A 15,849-nucleotide genomic window follows, 5' to 3' on the forward strand; every position below is an offset into this window, starting at 1 on the left:
TGCGTCCGAGTCCCGGCCGGCCGCCGGTGCGTCCGAGTCCCGGCCGGCCGCCGGTGCGTCCGAGTCCCGGCCGGCCGCCGGTGCGTCCGGGTCCCGGCCGGCCGGCAAGGACCTGGAGGTCGTGCGATGACGGCGCTCGATGTGACGGTCCTGCCACGGGTCCGCGCACCCCAGGTCCTCGACCGCTGTCGTGCGTTGGTGCGACCCGCCCTGCGTGAGGCGGTCGACGGACTGCACCCGTGGGTGGGCGAGATGGCGGCGTACTCGTTCGGCTGGTGCGAGGTGGGCGGCGCCCCGGCGGTGGCGTCCGGCGGCAAGGGGGTGCGGCAGGCGCTCGCCGTGCTAGGCGCGGAGGCGGCGGGCGCCCCCGGTTCGGCCGGAGTGCCCGCGGCCGTCGCGGTGGAGCTGGTGCACGCCTTCTCGCTGCTGCACGACGACATCATGGACGGCGACGCGACCCGGCGGCACCGGCCCACGGTGTGGCGGGCGTACGGCACCGGCCCGGCCGTACTCGCGGGCGACGCGCTCTTCGCGCTGGCCGTGGGGACCCTGGCGGCCACCCCGGCGGGCACGGACGCCGTGCGGCTGCTGTCCGGCGCGCTCACCGACCTGGTGCACGGCCAGGCCGACGACCTGCTCTTCGCGGGGCGTCCCTGGACGGGGCCCGACCGGGTGCGCCCGGCGGAGTACGAGCTGATGGCCGAGCACAAGACGGGCGCGCTGCTGGGCTGCGCGGCGGCGCTGGGCGCCCGGGCGGGTGGCGCGAACCCGGCGCTGGTCGCAGCGCTCGACCGGGCGGGACGGCATCTGGGCGTCGCCTTCCAGATCGCCGACGACGTGCTGGGCATCTGGGGCGACCCCGCCGTCACGGGCAAGCCGGTGCACGGCGATCTGCGCGAGCGGAAGAAGACCCTCCCCGTGCTGCTCGCCCTCGACACGCCGGACGCCGCGGCCGACCGGCTCGCCGACGTCCTCGGTCACGGCGGGGACCCGGCGGAGGCGGCCGCGCTGATCGAACGGTCCGGGGGCCGTACGAAGGCGCTGGCGCGGGCCCGCGACCACCTCGCCGCCGTGGAGACGTCGCTGGCGGGCACGGAACCGGCGCCGGAGGCCGCGGAAGGGCTGCGGTCGCTGCTGGAGTACCTGGTCGGGCGGGACCTCTAGGGCCTGTCCGGGCAGTCCGACCGGTGTTGACCTTTCGGCTCGGACCGGGTCAGGGTTCGGTACGGCGCGGATCCCAGCCCACCGCGCCGAAAGGGTGAGCACCTTGATCGGCATCTCGGACATCGAAGCAGCGGCCGGGCGGATCGCCGGACATGTCGTACGGACCCCGACCGTGCCGAGCCCCGGTCTGTCCACGCTGCTCGGCGTACCGGTCACCACCAAGCTGGAGCTGTTGCAGCGCACCGGCTCCTTCAAGTCGCGCGGCGCCACGGCCAAGCTGCTGTCGCTGACGGAGGCCGAGCGGGCCGCCGGTGTCGTCGCGGTCAGCGGCGGCAACCACGGCATCGCCCTCTCGGTCATGGCCGCCGCCCTCGACGTGAAGGCGACCGTGGTGATGCCGCGTACGGCGCCCGCCCGCTCGGTGGAGCTCGCCCGGGACGCCGGTGCCTCGGTCCGGCTGACCGACGACATGGGCTCGGCGTTCTCCCTCGTGAACGTGTTGCGGGACGAGGGCCTGACGCTCGTCCACCCCTTCGACGACCCGGTGGTGATCGCCGCACAGGGCACCGTGGGCCTGGAGTTCGCCGAGGACGCCGGTGAACTCACCGACGTCCTCGTGAGCATCGGGGGCGGCGGGCTGATCGCCGGAGTGGCGGCGGCCCTGCGGGCGCGGCGCCCGGGGCTGCGGGTCTGGGGTGTGGAGCCCGAGGGCGCACAGGCGATGGGCGAGGCCCTCAGGGCGGGCGGTCCGCTGCCGGTCACGCCGTCGTCGGTCGTGACGACACTGTGCGCGCCCGCCGTGTCGCAGTTGACGTACGACCATGTGGCGGCGCTCGTCGACGAGGTGCTGGTGGTGTCGGACCGGGAGGCCGTGCAGGGCTGTCTGGACCTCGCCGAGTACGCGAAGGTGTGGGCGGAACCGGCCGCGGGCTGTCTGCTGCCCGCCGCCCGGCAGGTCGTGGAGCGGATCGGGAAGGATGTCCGGCTCGGTCTGGTGGTCTGCGGCGGGAACACCACACCCGGCGAAATCGTCGCGTGGACGCAGCGCTTCGGCCTGCGATGAGAGCATCGCGGTCCACCTGACGGACCATCACCTCTTGAACTCGTCCGGAATCCGTGCTCCGAGTTGCCCTTCCCGTTGAACACCGGGCGTCACACGCGCCGTACCTGTGTGGGCAAGGTAACAACACGCGGTTCAGCGAGGGATGGCCATGATCAAGGCGCACGTCTCAGTGGACGGGTTGGTCGCCGGACGGTACCGGCTCCTCGACGTGGTGCTCCAGGAGACGAATCGCGTCAGCTGGTACGGCGAGGACGTCGAAGCGGGTCGTCCGTGTCTGCTGACGCAGGTGGGGCTGCCCGTCGGAAGCGAGGAGGAGGTCGCGCGGCGCACGGTCGGCAGCATCATGCGGACGGCCGAGGTGATGACGGCGATCTCGCCGGGCCGGGTGGCCCGGGTCGTCGACGCGTTCGAGGACACGGGCACGCTGTGGACGGTCACCGAGTGGGTCGGCGGCACACCGCTCGCCGAACTCCTTGCGGAGGAGGGCTCGTTCAACTATGTGCGGGCCGCGCGGCTCGGCCTCGAACTGCTCGACGTGCTGGAGGTCGCGCACAGCGAGGGCATCACACACGGCGAGCTGAGCCCCGGCCAGCTGTTCGTGCCGGAGCGCGGACCGCTGGTGGTCACCGGCTTCGGGCTGGCCGGCGCCACCCTCGCGCCGCGGCTCACGGCACCGTCGTACGCCTCCCCCGAGCAGGCACGGGACGAGCGGATCGGGCCGGCCGCGGACCTGTGGGCGCTCGGCGCGCTGCTCTACACGATGGTCGAGGGGCGGCCGCCGTTCCGGGACCGTGAGCGGCCGGACTCCACGCTGAAGGGTGTGGACCGGCTGCCGTTGCGCACCCCGCTGCGCGCCGGGCCGCTCGCCCAGGTGGTGCAGGGGCTGCTGCGCAAGAACTCCCGCGAGCGGCTGACCCGGCAGGTGGTGCGCGAGGCGCTGGTCCGGGTGGTGCGCGAGGATCCGGACGCGGCGCTGTCGGCCGGCCCCTGCCCCCGGCTGCGGCGCGCCTACGCCACCGCGCTGCACGCCGGGTCGCGCTGGAGCCGGCGCACCATGGTCGCCGGGACGGCGCTGGCGATCGTCACGGTCGCGGTCGCCGTGTTCGTGGTGACCCGGGACTCGTCGCCGGACGGCGACAGCACCGCCGCGCCGGGCGGCGGGCCGAACCCGTCCGTCTCCGCCCCGTCCGCGTCGGCGCCCTCGGCCGCGCCGCCTCCGCCGTCCGCCGAGCGGCCGTCCCCCTCGGCGCCGACCTCACCGTCCGCGACCCCCACGACGCCCCCGCCCTCCCCGAGCGGTCTGCCGGACGGCTTCAGGCGGTTCAACTCCCCCGAGGGCTTCGCCGTCGCCCTGCCCGAGGGGTGGAAGACGCTCGACACGGACCGGGTGTCGGACCTGGCGTACCGCGTCACGCTCGGCGCCGACGACGACCCGCGGACCCTCGCGGTGACCTACAGCGAGCGTGTCGGGCCGGACCCGGTCGCGGTCTGGCGCGACGACGTCCAGCCGGGTCTGGAGGAGACGGACGGCTTCGAGCGGCTCGGCGACATCCGTCCGACGACGTACCAGGGCCGCAAGGCCGCCGACATGCAGTGGCTGTCCGAGATCGACGGCGCCGAACTCCGTACGTTCGGCCGGGGTGTGGTGGTCGGCGACGGCATCGGGTTCTCGCTGCGCTGGACCGCACCCGCGCAGGACTGGAACGACAAGGCCAACGAGGAGGCGCTGGAGACCGTGCTGCGGACCTTCGAGCCGCCGGTGGACTGACGGTCCCACCACATCCGCGAGGGCCTGCAAAGTATCGCCAATGGGCCCATATAGGCTGCCTGTCTGCACTTCCGCAGGACCGCCAGCCCCTCAGGAGAGTCGTCCGTGACCTTAGCGCCCGCCCCCTCCGAGCCGTCCGCCGCCCCCGTGCCGCTGTCCGACCTGGTGGCGCGCGACGCCCGCGAGTTCGGTGTCTACGCCCGCACCGGAAGCTGGGCCTTCGCGCTGCTGGTCGCGCGCAGTGTCCGGCCGGGCGGTCAGGGCGCGGACGAGACGCCGAAGGTGTCCGCGAAGGAGTTCGCCGACCTCGCCGGCTGCTCCGCGGACCGTGTGCTGCGCTACTACAAGGCGTGGGACCGGGCCGCCGACGACGGCATGGTGCCGCAGTTCGAGGCGCTGGCGCCGGGCCAGGACGTGGAGTTGCCGGACGCCGAGGTCTGGCTGACGTACTACACCTCCCGCAGCAGCGCCACGTCCGAGCGCGGTACCGCCATCTCCGAGGCCGCCGAGGCCGAGGGCATCCGCCCCACGAAGGCGCTGGAGGTGGCGGAGAACCCGACCGCGCTGCGGGCCGCGATCCTCGCCGATCCCTCCACCGCCCAGGCGGCCCGCCGCGCCCTGCTGGACCGGGTGCGCGAGGACCCGGACCTCCAGGCGGAGCTGGCGCGGGACGTCGTACGGACCGACGATCTGAAGAAGGCCGTCGCGACCGAGAGCCGTGCCGCCGACCGGATCGGATACGTCCGCCAGATCGCCGAGTCGGGACAGTTCAGGACGCCCGCCGGGCAGACCGTGGACGCGCCGGTCGAGGTACGGCAGGAGGCGGAGCGGCATCTGTCCCTGCTCGACGAGCTGGACGAGAACGAGGACTCCGGCGAGTGGGCCTCCGACGCCTACGACACGATGAAGTCCATGGTGGCCGAGACCGTGCAGGCCGACCCCGAACTGCGGGTGCAGGAGCAGCGGACGAGGTTCTACAACAGCCTCCAGAAGGCGACGAAGGTGTTCGAGGAGCTGACCTTCGACGACGCCGAGGAGTTCTACGAGGACGACATGGTCGCGCGTCTGGAGGAGCTGCAACAGGCCGTCGCCTCCTGCCTGGTGGCGCTGCGCGGCTCGCGCACCGGGCAGCAGAGCTCATGACGCACGGGCCCGGCTGAGTAGCCGTACTCATGCCGCGGCCCGCGGCCCGGCGCCACCATGAGGGCTCCCGCACCGAGGAGCCCTCCCATGCCGTCCACCGTGTCCGCCACGTCCACCAAGTCCGCCCCGTCCGGCCTGTCCGGGCTGTCCACCACCCGCTCCGGTCAACGCCGGGTCCTGCCCGCCGCGCTGGCCGGGGTCGTGGTGGTGGGCCTCGCCGTCTCCGCGTGGAACCCGCACGACCGTATGACCTGGTTCCTGGAGACGTTCTGGGTGTTCCTCGGACTGCCCCTGCTCTTCGCCGTCCGCCGGCGGTTCCCGCTCACCGACCTGCTGTGTGTGCTCCTCGCGGCGCACGCGCTGGTCCTCGCCGTCGGCGGCCACTACACGTACGCGCAGGTGCCGGCCGGCGAATGGGTGCGCGACACGTTCGACCTGGCGCGCAATCCCTACGACCGCTTCGGCCACCTCGTGCAGGGCTTCGTCCCGGCGATCCTCGTCCGTGAACTGCTCGTCCGCACCTCGCCGTTGCGCGGCAGCCGCTGGCTGGCGCCGCTCACGGTGTGTGCGTGCCTGGCGTTCAGCTCGGTGTTCGAGATGCTGGAGTGGGCGGCGGCCGTGATCGGCGGCGAGGCGGCGGACGCGTTCCTGGCCACGCAGGGCGATGTGTGGGACACGCAGTGGGACATGTTCTGCGCGCTCGTCGGCGCGGTCGTCTCCCTCACCCTGCTGAGCCGGCTGCACGACCGCCGTCTCGCCGCGCTCCCCGGTCAGCGGTCGGTGTAGCGGTGCCGCGCCCAGAGCGGTAGGCCGTACCAGCAGACCAGGTACCAGAGGACGACACCGGAGACGAGATACGGCACGTAGGCGTCGTGGGTCGCCACACGCAGGATCAGCAGCAGTGAGGCGGCCATGGTGACCAGGAGCAGGAACAGTCCCACGAAGGTAAGCCTGGCCGCCCAGCGCACCGCGTGGGGCTTCACCTGGTGGCCGGAGACCATCCGGTGCAGCGCCACCGGTCCGATGAGGGCGCCGGTGGCGGCGGCGCCCACCACCACGGTGAATATGTAGATCGTTCTCTCGGTGTCCCCCAGCTCCCGGTAGACCGGGGTGAAGACCACGGTGAGCAGGAAGCCGAACATGATCTGCACACCCATCTGTGCGATCCGGACCTCCTGGATCAGCTCCTGCCACTTCCGGTCGGCGCGCTCGTCCTCGGTCTCGTCACGGCCCTTGTCGTTCTGCGTCCTGTCCTCGGTGACCGACACGATGTCCTCCCGGTGCGTGCTGACCGATCCTTTTCCGGCCCCGTGCGCGCACGGGCTCCCGGTGCCGGGAACGTACTGACCCCGTGGACCGACGAGTGCCCCGGATCCCGGAAAAGGTGTCCGTCGTGTGGCCGCCGGGTGTCAGTCGCGTGCGGACAGCGAGCGGGCGTGCACGGTGCGGGCGACCTTCGGGCCGAGCCAGCGCTTGAACCGGCGCAGTGCCTCCATCCGGCCGGCCGCCCGGTCGATCCGGTAGTAGAGCTGGGGCGGCACGTACGGGAGCAGGGGCGAGTGGCGCTGGCCCAGCAGCGCGAACATCCGCTCCGGCGGCAGGCCGATGTAGCGCGGCAGGTTCTCGTACCACTGGGCGCTGTAGCGGGCCGCGCTCTGCACGGGGAGGAGGGCAGCCCTGCGTTCGTGTTCGTAGCGGGCGAGGGCGGCGGGGAGTTCGGCCTCCTCGCGCAGGGCGCCGGCGAGGGCCATGGCGTCCTCCAGGGCGAGGGTGGTGCCGGCGCCGATCGAGTAGTGCGTGGTGTGGGCGGCGTCGCCGAGCAGGACCAGGTTGCCGTGGTGCCAGGTGCGGTTGGTCAGGGTCCGGAAGTTCAGCCACTGGGTGGCGCCGTCGGCCTGGGCGCGTCCGATGAGCCGGTGGCCGTCGAGGACGTCCACGAAGAGTTTCTCCAGCAGCTCCAGGCCCTCGGCCTCACCGGCGCTGTCGAGGCCGAGTCCGGTCCAGGTCTCGGGCGCGCACTCGACGACGCAGGTGCTGTGCTCGGGGCCGAACCCGTAGCCGTAGCACCAGATCCAGCCGTGGCCGGTCTCGACGAACGCGAAGGTGAAGGAGTCGAAGACCTTGGTGGTGCCGAGCCAGACGTAGTGGTTGCGGCCGGCCCTGACCTCGGTGCCGAAGGCTTCGGCGTGGCGGGTGCGCAGGGCGCTGCGCACTCCGTCGGCGGCCACCACGAGGTCGGCGTCCGGCAGGTTCCGGTCGGTGATCTCGCTCTCGTACTCCAGCCGGACGCCGAGTTCGCGGGCGCGGGCCGCGAGGACTTCGAGGAGCCGGTGGCGGCCGATGCCGAAGCCGGGGTCGCCGCTGTGCCGGGTGGCGAGTCCGCGCACATGGGCGACGCCCTCGCTCCAGCGGACCGAACTCGCGTCGACGGCGCGGGCGGACTCGGGGTCGTGCTCGTGGAGCCGGTCGAGCAGTCCGCGCCAGTACGTCACGCCCCAGCCGTAGGTGGAGCCCTCCGGATTGCGCTCGTGGACGGTGATGTCGTGGGCGGGGTCCTGCCGCTTCAGCAGGATCGAGAGATACAGGCCGGCGGGCCCGCCGCCGACGCAGACGACCTTCACAGGCACCCCTGGGAGTCACTCAAAGCGGTCATTTCGCGACGCAGAGTAGCAGGACGCCGACGGCCGGGGTGCAGTCGTACGGCCTGTCGGATCGCGTCACTTCGCCGACGTGAGCCACGCCACCGGGACGGCGGCCGTCGGCCAAGGATCGCGGACCGCGGGGCCTCCCGGGGAAGGAATTACCCCTTCCGGGCGGCCGCGGGTCCCAGGACGGCAAGATCAACTTCGTTCAACACTGCACGAAATTTTGGCAATTGTCCTGATCGGAGCCAACCACTTCTCCGGAATTTCTCCCGCTCTCCACCGCCCCGATAGGCATACGGAGTCAGCCGACCCACCGGGATCTGGAGCTCCGTATGCCCGAACTCAGCCGCCGCCGCGCGCTCACCACCGCTGCCTCGCTCACCACCGTCACCGCCCTCACCGGCGCGACCGCGCCCCGGGCCACCGGCGACCATCACCCCGACTCCCCCGCGCCCTTCGACGAGATCCACCAGGGCCGCCGCATACAGGGCCGGCCGGTCCCCGGCGGCGGTCAGCACCACCACGGCCCCGGCTACGAGGTGCTCATAGACGGCGTGGAACTGCACGTCATGCGCAACGCCGACGGCACCTGGATCAGCGTCGTCAGCCACTACGACCCGGTGCCCACACCGCGCGCCGCCGCCCGCGCCGCCGTGGCCGACCTCCAGGGCGCGCCACTGCTGCCGTTCCCGTCCAACTGACGTTCCCGCCCGCACACTTGGAGCACCGCAGATGACCGTCCGCAAGAACCAGGCCCGTCTGACCGCCGACGAGAAGCGGCGCTTCGTCGCCGCGTGTCTGGAGCTAAAGCGCAGCGGCCGCTACGACGAGTTCGTCACGACCCACAACCGGTTCATCATGGCCGACACCGACAACGGCCCGCGTACCGGCCACCGTTCGCCGTCGTTCCTGCCCTGGCACCGCAGGTTCCTGCTCGACTTCGAACGCGCCCTGCAAGCGGTGGACGCGACGGTCGCGCTGCCCTACTGGGACTGGTCCACCGACCGCTCGGTGCGCGCCTCGCTGTGGGCACCCGACTTCCTGGGCGGCACCGGGCGCGCCCGCGACGGCCGCGTGACGGACGGCCCGTTCGCGGCGGAGGCCGGCGCCTGGCCGATCACCGTACGGGTGGACGGACGCGCCTATCTGCGGCGCTCGCTCGGCGGGTCGGTGCGCGAACTGCCCACGCGGGCCGAGGTGGAGTCGGTGCTGTCCATGGCGACGTACGACATGGCGCCCTGGAACAGCGCGTCGGACGGGTTCCGCAACCATCTGGAGGGCTGGCGGGGCGTCAATCTGCACAACCGGGTGCACGTCTGGGTCGGCGGCCAGATGGCCACCGGTGTGTCACCGAACGACCCGGTGTTCTGGCTGCACCACGCCTACGTCGACAAGCTGTGGACCGAGTGGCAGCGCCGGCACCCCGGCGGGCGCTATCTCCCGGCGGCCGACACGCCGGACGTCGTGGATCTCGGCGAGCCGATGATCCCGTGGGGCGACACGACGCCGGCGGACATGCTGGACCACACGCGGCACTACACGTTCGACACGGACGCCGCCTAGAGACCGCCGGGCCGCCGGTCTCTTTGGTGCCTCAGTCCGTGGCCGTGCGGCAGTCGGGGTGGCCCCAGCCCTGGTCGTTCTTGGCGATCGGCTCGCCCGCCGCGTAGGGGCGGCCGCACGGGCCGCAGCGGCCGGGGAACTTCGCCTTGATCGTGCGGGCCGAGGAGCCGGCGGTCTTCTTGGCGGGCGGGCGGGCGGACTTGCGGCGCGGCGCTCCGGACGACGGGGTGTCCGGGGACGGCGGCGGCACCGGGGAGCCGAGCCCGCTGCCGGCCGGCTCCTGCACGATGGCCGCCTGGCTGGCGGCACGGTCGGCGAAATCGTTGAGCGGGTCGCCGTCGACCTGGTGGGCGGGGACGTAACGGAACTCGACCGAGCGGCCGCCCAGCAGTTCGTCGATCCGGACCACGAGGTCCTGGTTGGCGACCGGCTTGCCGGCGGCGGTCTTCCAGCCGTTGCGCTTCCAGTTGGGCAACCAGGCGGTGACCGCCTTCATCGCGTACTGCGAGTCCATCCGGATCTCCAGCGGTACGCCCGGGTCGGTCGCGGTCAGCAGCCGTTCCAGCGCGGTGAGTTCGGCGACGTTGTTGGTGGCCTTGCCGAGCGGGCCGGCCTCCCAGCGGGTCGGCGTCTCCGCCTCGTCCGCGACGACCCACGCCCAGCCCGCCGGTCCGGGGTTTCCCTTTGAAGCCCCGTCGCACGCGGCCACCACTCGTTCACGCATGAGCCGATCATGCCATGGACGTGCCGGGCGTCCGGCCCCGGGAGCGGGCCGGGAGAGGTCGGTCGGGCCTCGCTCAGAGGTCGCTCAGAGGTCGCTCAGAGGTCGGTCGGAGGCCGGTCAGACGTCGGTCAGGCCGGGCATCTCGCCCTCGGTGGTGGTCGTGTCGATCACCGAGAAGGTGGCGCCCTGCGGGTCGCTGATCGTGGCGAACCGTCCGAAGGGGCTGGACACCGGCCCGAACCGCGCGACCGCGCCGAGCTTGGTCGCCGTGGCGACGGCCTGGTCGCAGTCGGCGACGTTGAAGTAGACGTTGATGTACGCCGGGACCTCGGGCGGGAACTCCTCGGTCATCCGCATCCGGCCCAGGGCGGGGTCGCCGTCGAGGTTGTACACGCGGAAGTCCATCTCCCCGTCTTCCATCTGCTGTGCCGTGTAAGGGAAGACGGCGGGGAAGAACGTGTCCGACTTCTGCGGCTCGCGGGTGAAGATCTCGGCCCAGCCGAACGCGCCCGGCTGTCTCATGGGCGCCTCGAAGCCCTCGTGCGTGCCCGGCTGCCACACCCCGAAGACCACACCGCCGGGGTCACTGGCGAGGCACATCGAGCCGAACTCGCCGACCCGCATCGGCTCCATCAGCACCTGGCCGCCGTTCTCACGGATCCGCTGCGCGGCGGCGGCCGCGTCGGACGACGCGAGGTACAGACACCACTGCGACACGTCCTCCTGGCCGGGCATCGGCGGCACCACGGCGGCGACGGCCTTCCCGTCCACGTAGGCCTGGGTGTAGTTGCCGTACTCCGACGCGACCTCGCCGAAGGTCCAGCCGAGGACCTCGCTGTAGAAGGCCTTGGCTCCTTCGACGTCGGAGAACATCGCGTCGGCCCAGATCGGCGTTCCCTCAGGTTTCGCGGCCATGGCTCCGGCCCTCCCGGATCGGTGGGACTTGTCCTTTACCTCACGCTAGTCGTGTACTTCACGCTAGTCATCAGTGAGGCCGACCGCGCGCCGAACGACCCGTTCCGTGCGCGCGGGACGCCCGGCGGTGCCTGGCGCCCCTCCCCCTCCCCCGCCGCCCGCCGCCCGCCGCCCGCCGCCCGTCATGACGTACGGGCGACGACGCGCTCCGTGGTACCTGTCAGCGGAACGCCCGCGGGTCCGCGTGCAGACCCTGGGTGAGCCGGATGGTGATGAACTCGTTGTCGTCGGCCTTGCCGGCCGTACGCCCGGTGGAGAACGGGAAGTTGTTGTCGTTCAGCACGGCCAGCGTCCGGTCGTCGAGCAGGACGACGTCCTCGATGGTCTGGAACGGGAAGCGGAACGTCTCCCCGAAACCGCCGAGGCCCTTCGGGTTGGCGATGTCCAGCAGGTCCGCCACCAGCGTCTTGTCCATGACGCCGTCGTGGTCGCGGTCGCGCGTGTCGGCGAGGTAGAGCCGCTTGACCTTGGCGTCGTCGCCCTGGCCGCCGTCGCGCTCGATGACGAGGAACCGGTTCCTGTCGATCGCGATGGCGTCGCCGATGGCGTGGGCGGTCGACTCCAGGCGGTACACGAACCGCTTGCCGGTGTACGCGCGCTTGCGCAGGTCGAACTCGCTGAAGCGCAGGTCGCCGGGCGTGTCGCCGGTGACGCTGCCTTCCAGGAGCGGGTAGAGGCGCTTGCCGTCGACGGAACGGACCAGACCCTCGAAGCCCTTGCTGCTGCCGACGGTGGGCGTGGCGCCGTTGAGGAACGGGTTCTCCGGAGCCTGCACGCCGGCCAGCGCGATCGGGGCCTCCAGGAGCCGCCCGGTCGAGGAGAAGTGCAGCAGCCAGGGGCCGAACTCGTCGCCGATCCAGTACGTGCCGTCGGCGGCACGCGTGATCGACTCGACGTCGAAGTCGGCGCCGGTGAGCACCCGGTCGGAGCGGGTCAGCGCGAACGGCGCCCTGCGGTGCGGGTCGCTGAGGTTGAAGCCGCCCAGGACACGGACCTTGCCGGTCTTCGTGTCGGGCTTCACCCGGTTCACACGCAGCAGGTAGTCGGCGCTGTTGGCCTTCTGGCCGTAACCGTTGTCGGACAGCACGTCGAAGGTGCCGTCGCGGCGGTTCACGATGCCGCTGAAGCCCTGGACGGGCTGGTCCTGGAAGGGCGCGGCGATGCCGTTGAACGGGCCCGCGCCGATGAGGGCGCCCGAGGGCTCGCTGTTCGGGACGTACGTCTCGGCAGGCAGGGAGGCGAACCCGGTGAGCGTGGCGCGGCCGAAGTCGCCGCGCGGGGCGCCGTGGCCGGCGACGGCGGGGGACGCCAGCGCCACCGTCAGAACGACGGCGCCGAGCATGATCGAAGGTCTTCTCATGTCGCGCACCGTAGGGACACCGGATGACCACCGTCCGAACTCCAGGCGACCGGACCGCACATGCGTACGGTCTCGATGTCGACGGTCGCTGTCCGACAGCCGTCTTTCCCATCCTGCCCCGCCGTGCTTGCCTGGGACCCCTTTCGGAGGCGGGGCGGGAGTGCCGTATGCGCGGTCGGTGGATCGTGGGCGTGCTGGCGTGTGTGCTGCTGCTCGGCGCGTGCGGGGATCCGCAGTCGGGCTCCGGGGCCGCGCCGCCCGCGCCGGACGTGCCGAGGGCGTCGCCGAGCACCACCCGGCAGCAGTCGGCGCCGTCCGCCCCGCCGTCGCCCTCGGCCTCACCGGACCGCTCTCCCCCGCGCGGCCCGTCCGCCTCACGGGGCGCACCCCCGAAGTCCGCCCCCGGCGTGCTCTACCTCGGCGACTCGCTCGCCATGGAAAACCAGAACGTCCTCGGCCAGGAGCTGCGCCGGAGCCTGCGCGCCGACTACACCAGCGCGCCGTACTCGGGCACGACCCTGTGCGACTACCTGGAGGGCACCCGCGAGCCCTCGCTCGTCCCCGACGCGGACAAGGCGGCAGCACTGGTCCGCGCGGAGCGGCCGGACGTGGTGGTCCTCCAGTTCTGGGGCAACGCCTGGGGCTACACACCGTGCATGGACAAGATCACGTACGACAGCGCGCGTGACCGCTATCTCGACCGGTACGCCGCCGACGCGCGCCGTCTCACCGAGCAGATCACCGCGGCGGGCGGCGACCGGCCGCCGCGGATCGTCTGGGTGCTCCAGGGGCCCGACCCGATCACGCCCGACCGGGTCCGGAGTGTGAACGGCATCTACCGGGAGCAGGCCGCCGCCGGGTCGGACGTGCTCGCGGACGCGGGCCGGGCGGTCAGCCCCGCCGGGGAGCGCTACGCCTGGTCGCGGTACCTGCCGTGCACCTCGTACGAGCGCGCCCACCCGGACTACTGCACCCAGCCGGACCGCGACCGCACCGCCCTGCACCGCGAGGACGACTACCTGCACTTCTGCCTGGCCCCCACGACCTCGACGCCGAAGCCCTGTCCGGTCCGCTCCCCCGGCATCCTGCGGATGGCCCGCGAGATCACCCGGGCGGTCGGCTCGGCGCTGTGACGGCGTATTTCGTTCGACACGGGCCGGGGCGATCGGGTGGGATCCGACGTCATGGGTGCCACGAGGATGCACAACGACGAGGTCGACATCGACACGGCGCTGGTCGAGCGGCTGGTCGCCGCGCAGTTCCCGCGGTGGGCCGGGCTGCCGGTGACGCGACTGGTCTCCTCGGGCACGGAGAACGCCATGTTCCGGCTGGGCCCGGAGCTCGTGGTGCGGCTGCCGCGGCACCCGCGTGCCGTGGACGCCATCGACCACGAACTGACCTGGTTGGACCGCCTGGGACCCGCGCTGGACACACCCGTACCCCGGCCGGTGGGCCGCGGTGGGCCGGGCGCCGGCTTCGGGTGGCCGTGGGGTGTGTACGGCTGGCTGGAGGGCCGCAATCCGATGGCCGGCGCGGTCGAGGACCCGGCGGCGCTGGCCGCCGGTCTGGCGGACTTCGTCACCGCGCTGCGCCGCGTCGACGCGGTGGACGGGCCGCCCAGCAGCCGTGGCGGCCCGCTGTCCGGGCGCGACGGGCCGACCCGTGCCGCGCTCGCCCGGCTGTCGGACCGGATGGACACGACGGAGCTGACCCGGATGTGGGAGGAGGCCCTGCGGGTCCCCGGGCGGACCGGCCCTCCCGTGTGGGCGCACGGCGATCTGTCGCCGGGGAACGTGCTCGTGCGGGACGGGCGGCTGGGCGCGGTGCTCGACTTCGGGGTGGCGGGCGTGGGAGATCCCGCCGTGGATCTGGTCGTCGCCTGGAACCTGCTGCCGGCGTCGGTGCGTGACGGATTCCGCGAGGCCGTCGGCGCCGGGGACGAGGAGTGGGCGCGGGCCCGGGGCTGGGCGCTGTCGATCTCCCTGATCCAGCTGCCGTACTACTGGGACACCAATCCCGCGCTGGCCGAGAACTCACGGCATGTGATCGCCGAGATCCTCGCGGAGCAGCACCGGACCCGGGTGATCGGCGACGGTCACTCGCCCGCGTAGGCCTGCTCCAGGGCGGCGAGGTCGAGCTTGCCCATCGCCATCATCGCCCGGGTGGCGCGCTCGGCCTTCTGCGCGTCGGGGTCCTTGACCATGGCGAGCAGTCGCTCCGGGACGACCTGCCAGGACACGCCGTACTTGTCCTTGAGCCAGCCGCAGGGGCCGGGCTCGCCGCCGTTGTCGGTGAGCCTGCTCCAGTAGTGGTCGATCTCCTCCTGGTCCTCGCAGAGGATCTGGAAGGAGACCGCCTCGGTGAACTTGAACTGCGGGCCGCCGTTGAGCGCGACGAACCGCTGGCCGTTGGCGGTGAACTCGGCCGTCAGCACCGAGCCGGCCGGCTGCGGGGCGCCCTCGCCGTAGCGGGCGATCGCACCGACGCTGGAGTTCTTGAAGATCGACACGTAGTAGTGGGCGGCCTCCTCGGCCTGTCCGTCGAACCAGAGACACGTGGTGAAACCGTCGGTCGTCATGACTACCTCCTGGGCGGTGAACACGGTCACCTCTTTCGACCGGCGTACGTGGCACAACTCATCGGTCGCCCGCTCACTTCGTGGCGCCGTGTCCCGCGGCCGCTCTGCCGAGGGCGAATCTGCTGCGGGCCGAGAAATCCGCCGACCGCCCCCGTCCGCGCCGATGGTGGACATCGCAACGCTTTCCACGTCCACGACTCAGGAGCGCCGATGTCTCCACTCACCACCCGTCCCGGGCCGGGTCCGCTGCCCCGGGCCGAGGAGGGCGACACCCAGCCCACCCGGTTCGACGACCATCTCGCCGCCCAACTGCTCGGGCAGCGGATCGTGCTGCTCGGTACCCAGGTCGACGAGGTCTCCGCCAACCGCGTCTGCACCCAGCTGCTGATCCTGTCGGGAGAGGACCCGCACACCGACATCAGCCTGTTCATCCACAGTCCCGGCGGCTCGGTCCACGCCGGTCTCGCCATCTACGACACGATGCGGCTGATCCCGAACGACGTCTCCACGCTCGCGATGGGCTTCGCCGCCAGCATGGGGCAGTTCCTGCTGAGTGTCGGCACGGCCGGCAAGCGGTTCGCGCTGCCCAACGCGCGGATCATGATGCACCAGCCGTCGGCCGGTATCGGCGGCACCACCGCGGACATCGAGATCCAGGCGGAGAACCTGGACTACGCGAAGCGGACCATGGAGCGGATCACCGCCGAGCACACCGGACAGACCCCGGAGACCATCTCCCGGGACGGCGACCGCGACCGCTGGTTCACGGCCGAACAGGCCAGGGAGTACGGCATGGTGGACCGGGTCGTGGAGTCGTTCGACGACGTCCGCCCGGCCGCCGCACGACGACGGATGGGGCTGTGACC

Annotated in this window: 16 protein-coding genes; 10 read left to right on the top strand and 6 right to left on the bottom strand. The window is 72.3% G+C overall.

The window, feature by feature from the left end; all coding sequences use genetic code 11:
- The first annotated feature begins 126 nt into the window (after window positions 1-126).
- From ACIQAC_RS22000 to ACIQAC_RS22020, 5 genes are all read left to right on the top strand, one after another.
- A complete protein-coding gene (locus tag ACIQAC_RS22000; RefSeq protein ID WP_402193485.1) occupies window positions 127-1,164 on the top strand; it encodes a polyprenyl synthetase family protein in 1,038 nt (345 codons plus the stop codon).
- Window positions 1,165-1,267: 103 nt separating this feature from the next.
- Window positions 1,268-2,227: a threonine/serine dehydratase gene (locus ACIQAC_RS22005; protein WP_402193487.1), complete on the top strand. Its 960-nt coding sequence runs from the start codon at window positions 1,268-1,270 to the stop codon at window positions 2,225-2,227.
- 142 nt (window positions 2,228-2,369) lie between these two features.
- Window positions 2,370-3,995, top strand: coding sequence for a serine/threonine protein kinase (locus tag ACIQAC_RS22010; protein WP_402193489.1), 1,626 nt, complete (start codon window positions 2,370-2,372; stop codon window positions 3,993-3,995).
- Window positions 3,996-4,100: 105 nt separating this feature from the next.
- Window positions 4,101-5,138: a hypothetical protein gene (locus tag ACIQAC_RS22015; protein ID WP_402193491.1), complete on the top strand. Its 1,038-nt coding sequence runs from the start codon at window positions 4,101-4,103 to the stop codon at window positions 5,136-5,138.
- An 87-nt stretch (window positions 5,139-5,225) separates the two neighbouring features.
- Entirely contained in the window at window positions 5,226-5,924 is a 699-nt protein-coding gene (locus ACIQAC_RS22020) for a DUF2238 domain-containing protein (RefSeq protein ID WP_402193492.1), read from the top strand.
- Here ACIQAC_RS22020 and ACIQAC_RS22025 read toward each other — a convergent pair.
- Both ACIQAC_RS22025 and ACIQAC_RS22030 read right to left on the bottom strand, forming a co-directional pair.
- The gene (locus ACIQAC_RS22025) at window positions 5,909-6,406 is read right to left on the bottom strand and encodes a DUF6328 family protein (RefSeq protein ID WP_402193494.1); all 498 of its coding nucleotides are present in this window, start codon (window positions 6,404-6,406) and stop codon (window positions 5,909-5,911) included. The two genes, ACIQAC_RS22020 and ACIQAC_RS22025, sit on opposite strands and share 16 nt — an antisense overlap.
- A gap of 141 nt (window positions 6,407-6,547) precedes the next feature.
- Window positions 6,548-7,765, bottom strand: a complete 1,218-nt coding sequence (locus ACIQAC_RS22030) for an FAD-dependent monooxygenase (RefSeq protein ID WP_402193496.1) — start codon at window positions 7,763-7,765, stop codon at window positions 6,548-6,550.
- Window positions 7,766-8,115: 350 nt separating this feature from the next.
- Between ACIQAC_RS22030 and ACIQAC_RS22035 the strand changes: the two genes are divergently transcribed.
- Complete coding sequence (locus tag ACIQAC_RS22035) at window positions 8,116-8,484, top strand: tyrosinase cofactor (protein ID WP_402193497.1); 369 nt, start codon at window positions 8,116-8,118, stop codon at window positions 8,482-8,484.
- Window positions 8,485-8,515: 31 nt separating this feature from the next.
- Window positions 8,516-9,346, top strand: a complete 831-nt coding sequence (locus ACIQAC_RS22040) for a tyrosinase family protein (protein WP_402193498.1) — start codon at window positions 8,516-8,518, stop codon at window positions 9,344-9,346.
- A 31-nt stretch (window positions 9,347-9,377) separates the two neighbouring features.
- On the opposite strand, the gene ACIQAC_RS22045 is transcribed toward ACIQAC_RS22040, so the two are convergent.
- The 3 genes from ACIQAC_RS22045 to ACIQAC_RS22055 form a co-directional block, all read right to left on the bottom strand.
- A complete protein-coding gene (locus ACIQAC_RS22045) occupies window positions 9,378-10,070 on the bottom strand; it encodes a ribonuclease H (RefSeq protein WP_402193500.1) in 693 nt (230 codons plus the stop codon).
- Window positions 10,071-10,187: 117 nt separating this feature from the next.
- On the bottom strand, window positions 10,188-10,985 hold the full coding sequence (locus ACIQAC_RS22050; RefSeq protein ID WP_402193501.1) for a VOC family protein: 798 nt from the start codon (window positions 10,983-10,985) through the stop codon (window positions 10,188-10,190).
- A 220-nt stretch (window positions 10,986-11,205) separates the two neighbouring features.
- Window positions 11,206-12,405: an esterase-like activity of phytase family protein gene (locus ACIQAC_RS22055; protein ID WP_402193503.1), complete on the bottom strand. Its 1,200-nt coding sequence runs from the start codon at window positions 12,403-12,405 to the stop codon at window positions 11,206-11,208.
- A gap of 167 nt (window positions 12,406-12,572) precedes the next feature.
- Between ACIQAC_RS22055 and ACIQAC_RS22060 the strand changes: the two genes are divergently transcribed.
- Window positions 12,573-13,538 (top strand): SGNH/GDSL hydrolase family protein, encoded by a 966-nt coding sequence (locus tag ACIQAC_RS22060; RefSeq protein WP_402193504.1) that lies wholly within the window; start codon window positions 12,573-12,575, stop codon window positions 13,536-13,538.
- Between the two features lie 51 nt (window positions 13,539-13,589).
- Window positions 13,590-14,516, top strand: coding sequence for an aminoglycoside phosphotransferase family protein (locus tag ACIQAC_RS22065; RefSeq protein ID WP_402193505.1), 927 nt, complete (start codon window positions 13,590-13,592; stop codon window positions 14,514-14,516).
- On the opposite strand, the gene ACIQAC_RS22070 is transcribed toward ACIQAC_RS22065, so the two are convergent.
- Window positions 14,501-14,983 carry a VOC family protein gene (locus tag ACIQAC_RS22070; protein WP_402193506.1) on the bottom strand — a complete coding sequence of 161 codons (483 nt, stop codon included), beginning with the start codon at window positions 14,981-14,983 and terminating at the stop codon, window positions 14,501-14,503. The genes ACIQAC_RS22065 and ACIQAC_RS22070 overlap by 16 nt on opposite strands.
- Window positions 14,984-15,193: 210 nt before the next feature.
- Between ACIQAC_RS22070 and ACIQAC_RS22075 the strand changes: the two genes are divergently transcribed.
- On the top strand, window positions 15,194-15,847 hold the full coding sequence (locus ACIQAC_RS22075; protein WP_402193507.1) for an ATP-dependent Clp protease proteolytic subunit: 654 nt from the start codon (window positions 15,194-15,196) through the stop codon (window positions 15,845-15,847).
- The last annotated feature ends 2 nt before the right edge of the window (window positions 15,848-15,849 follow it).

It is taken from the genome of Streptomyces sp. NPDC088387 (assembly GCF_044753385.1).
Lineage (GTDB): Bacteria > Actinomycetota > Actinomycetes > Streptomycetales > Streptomycetaceae > Streptomyces.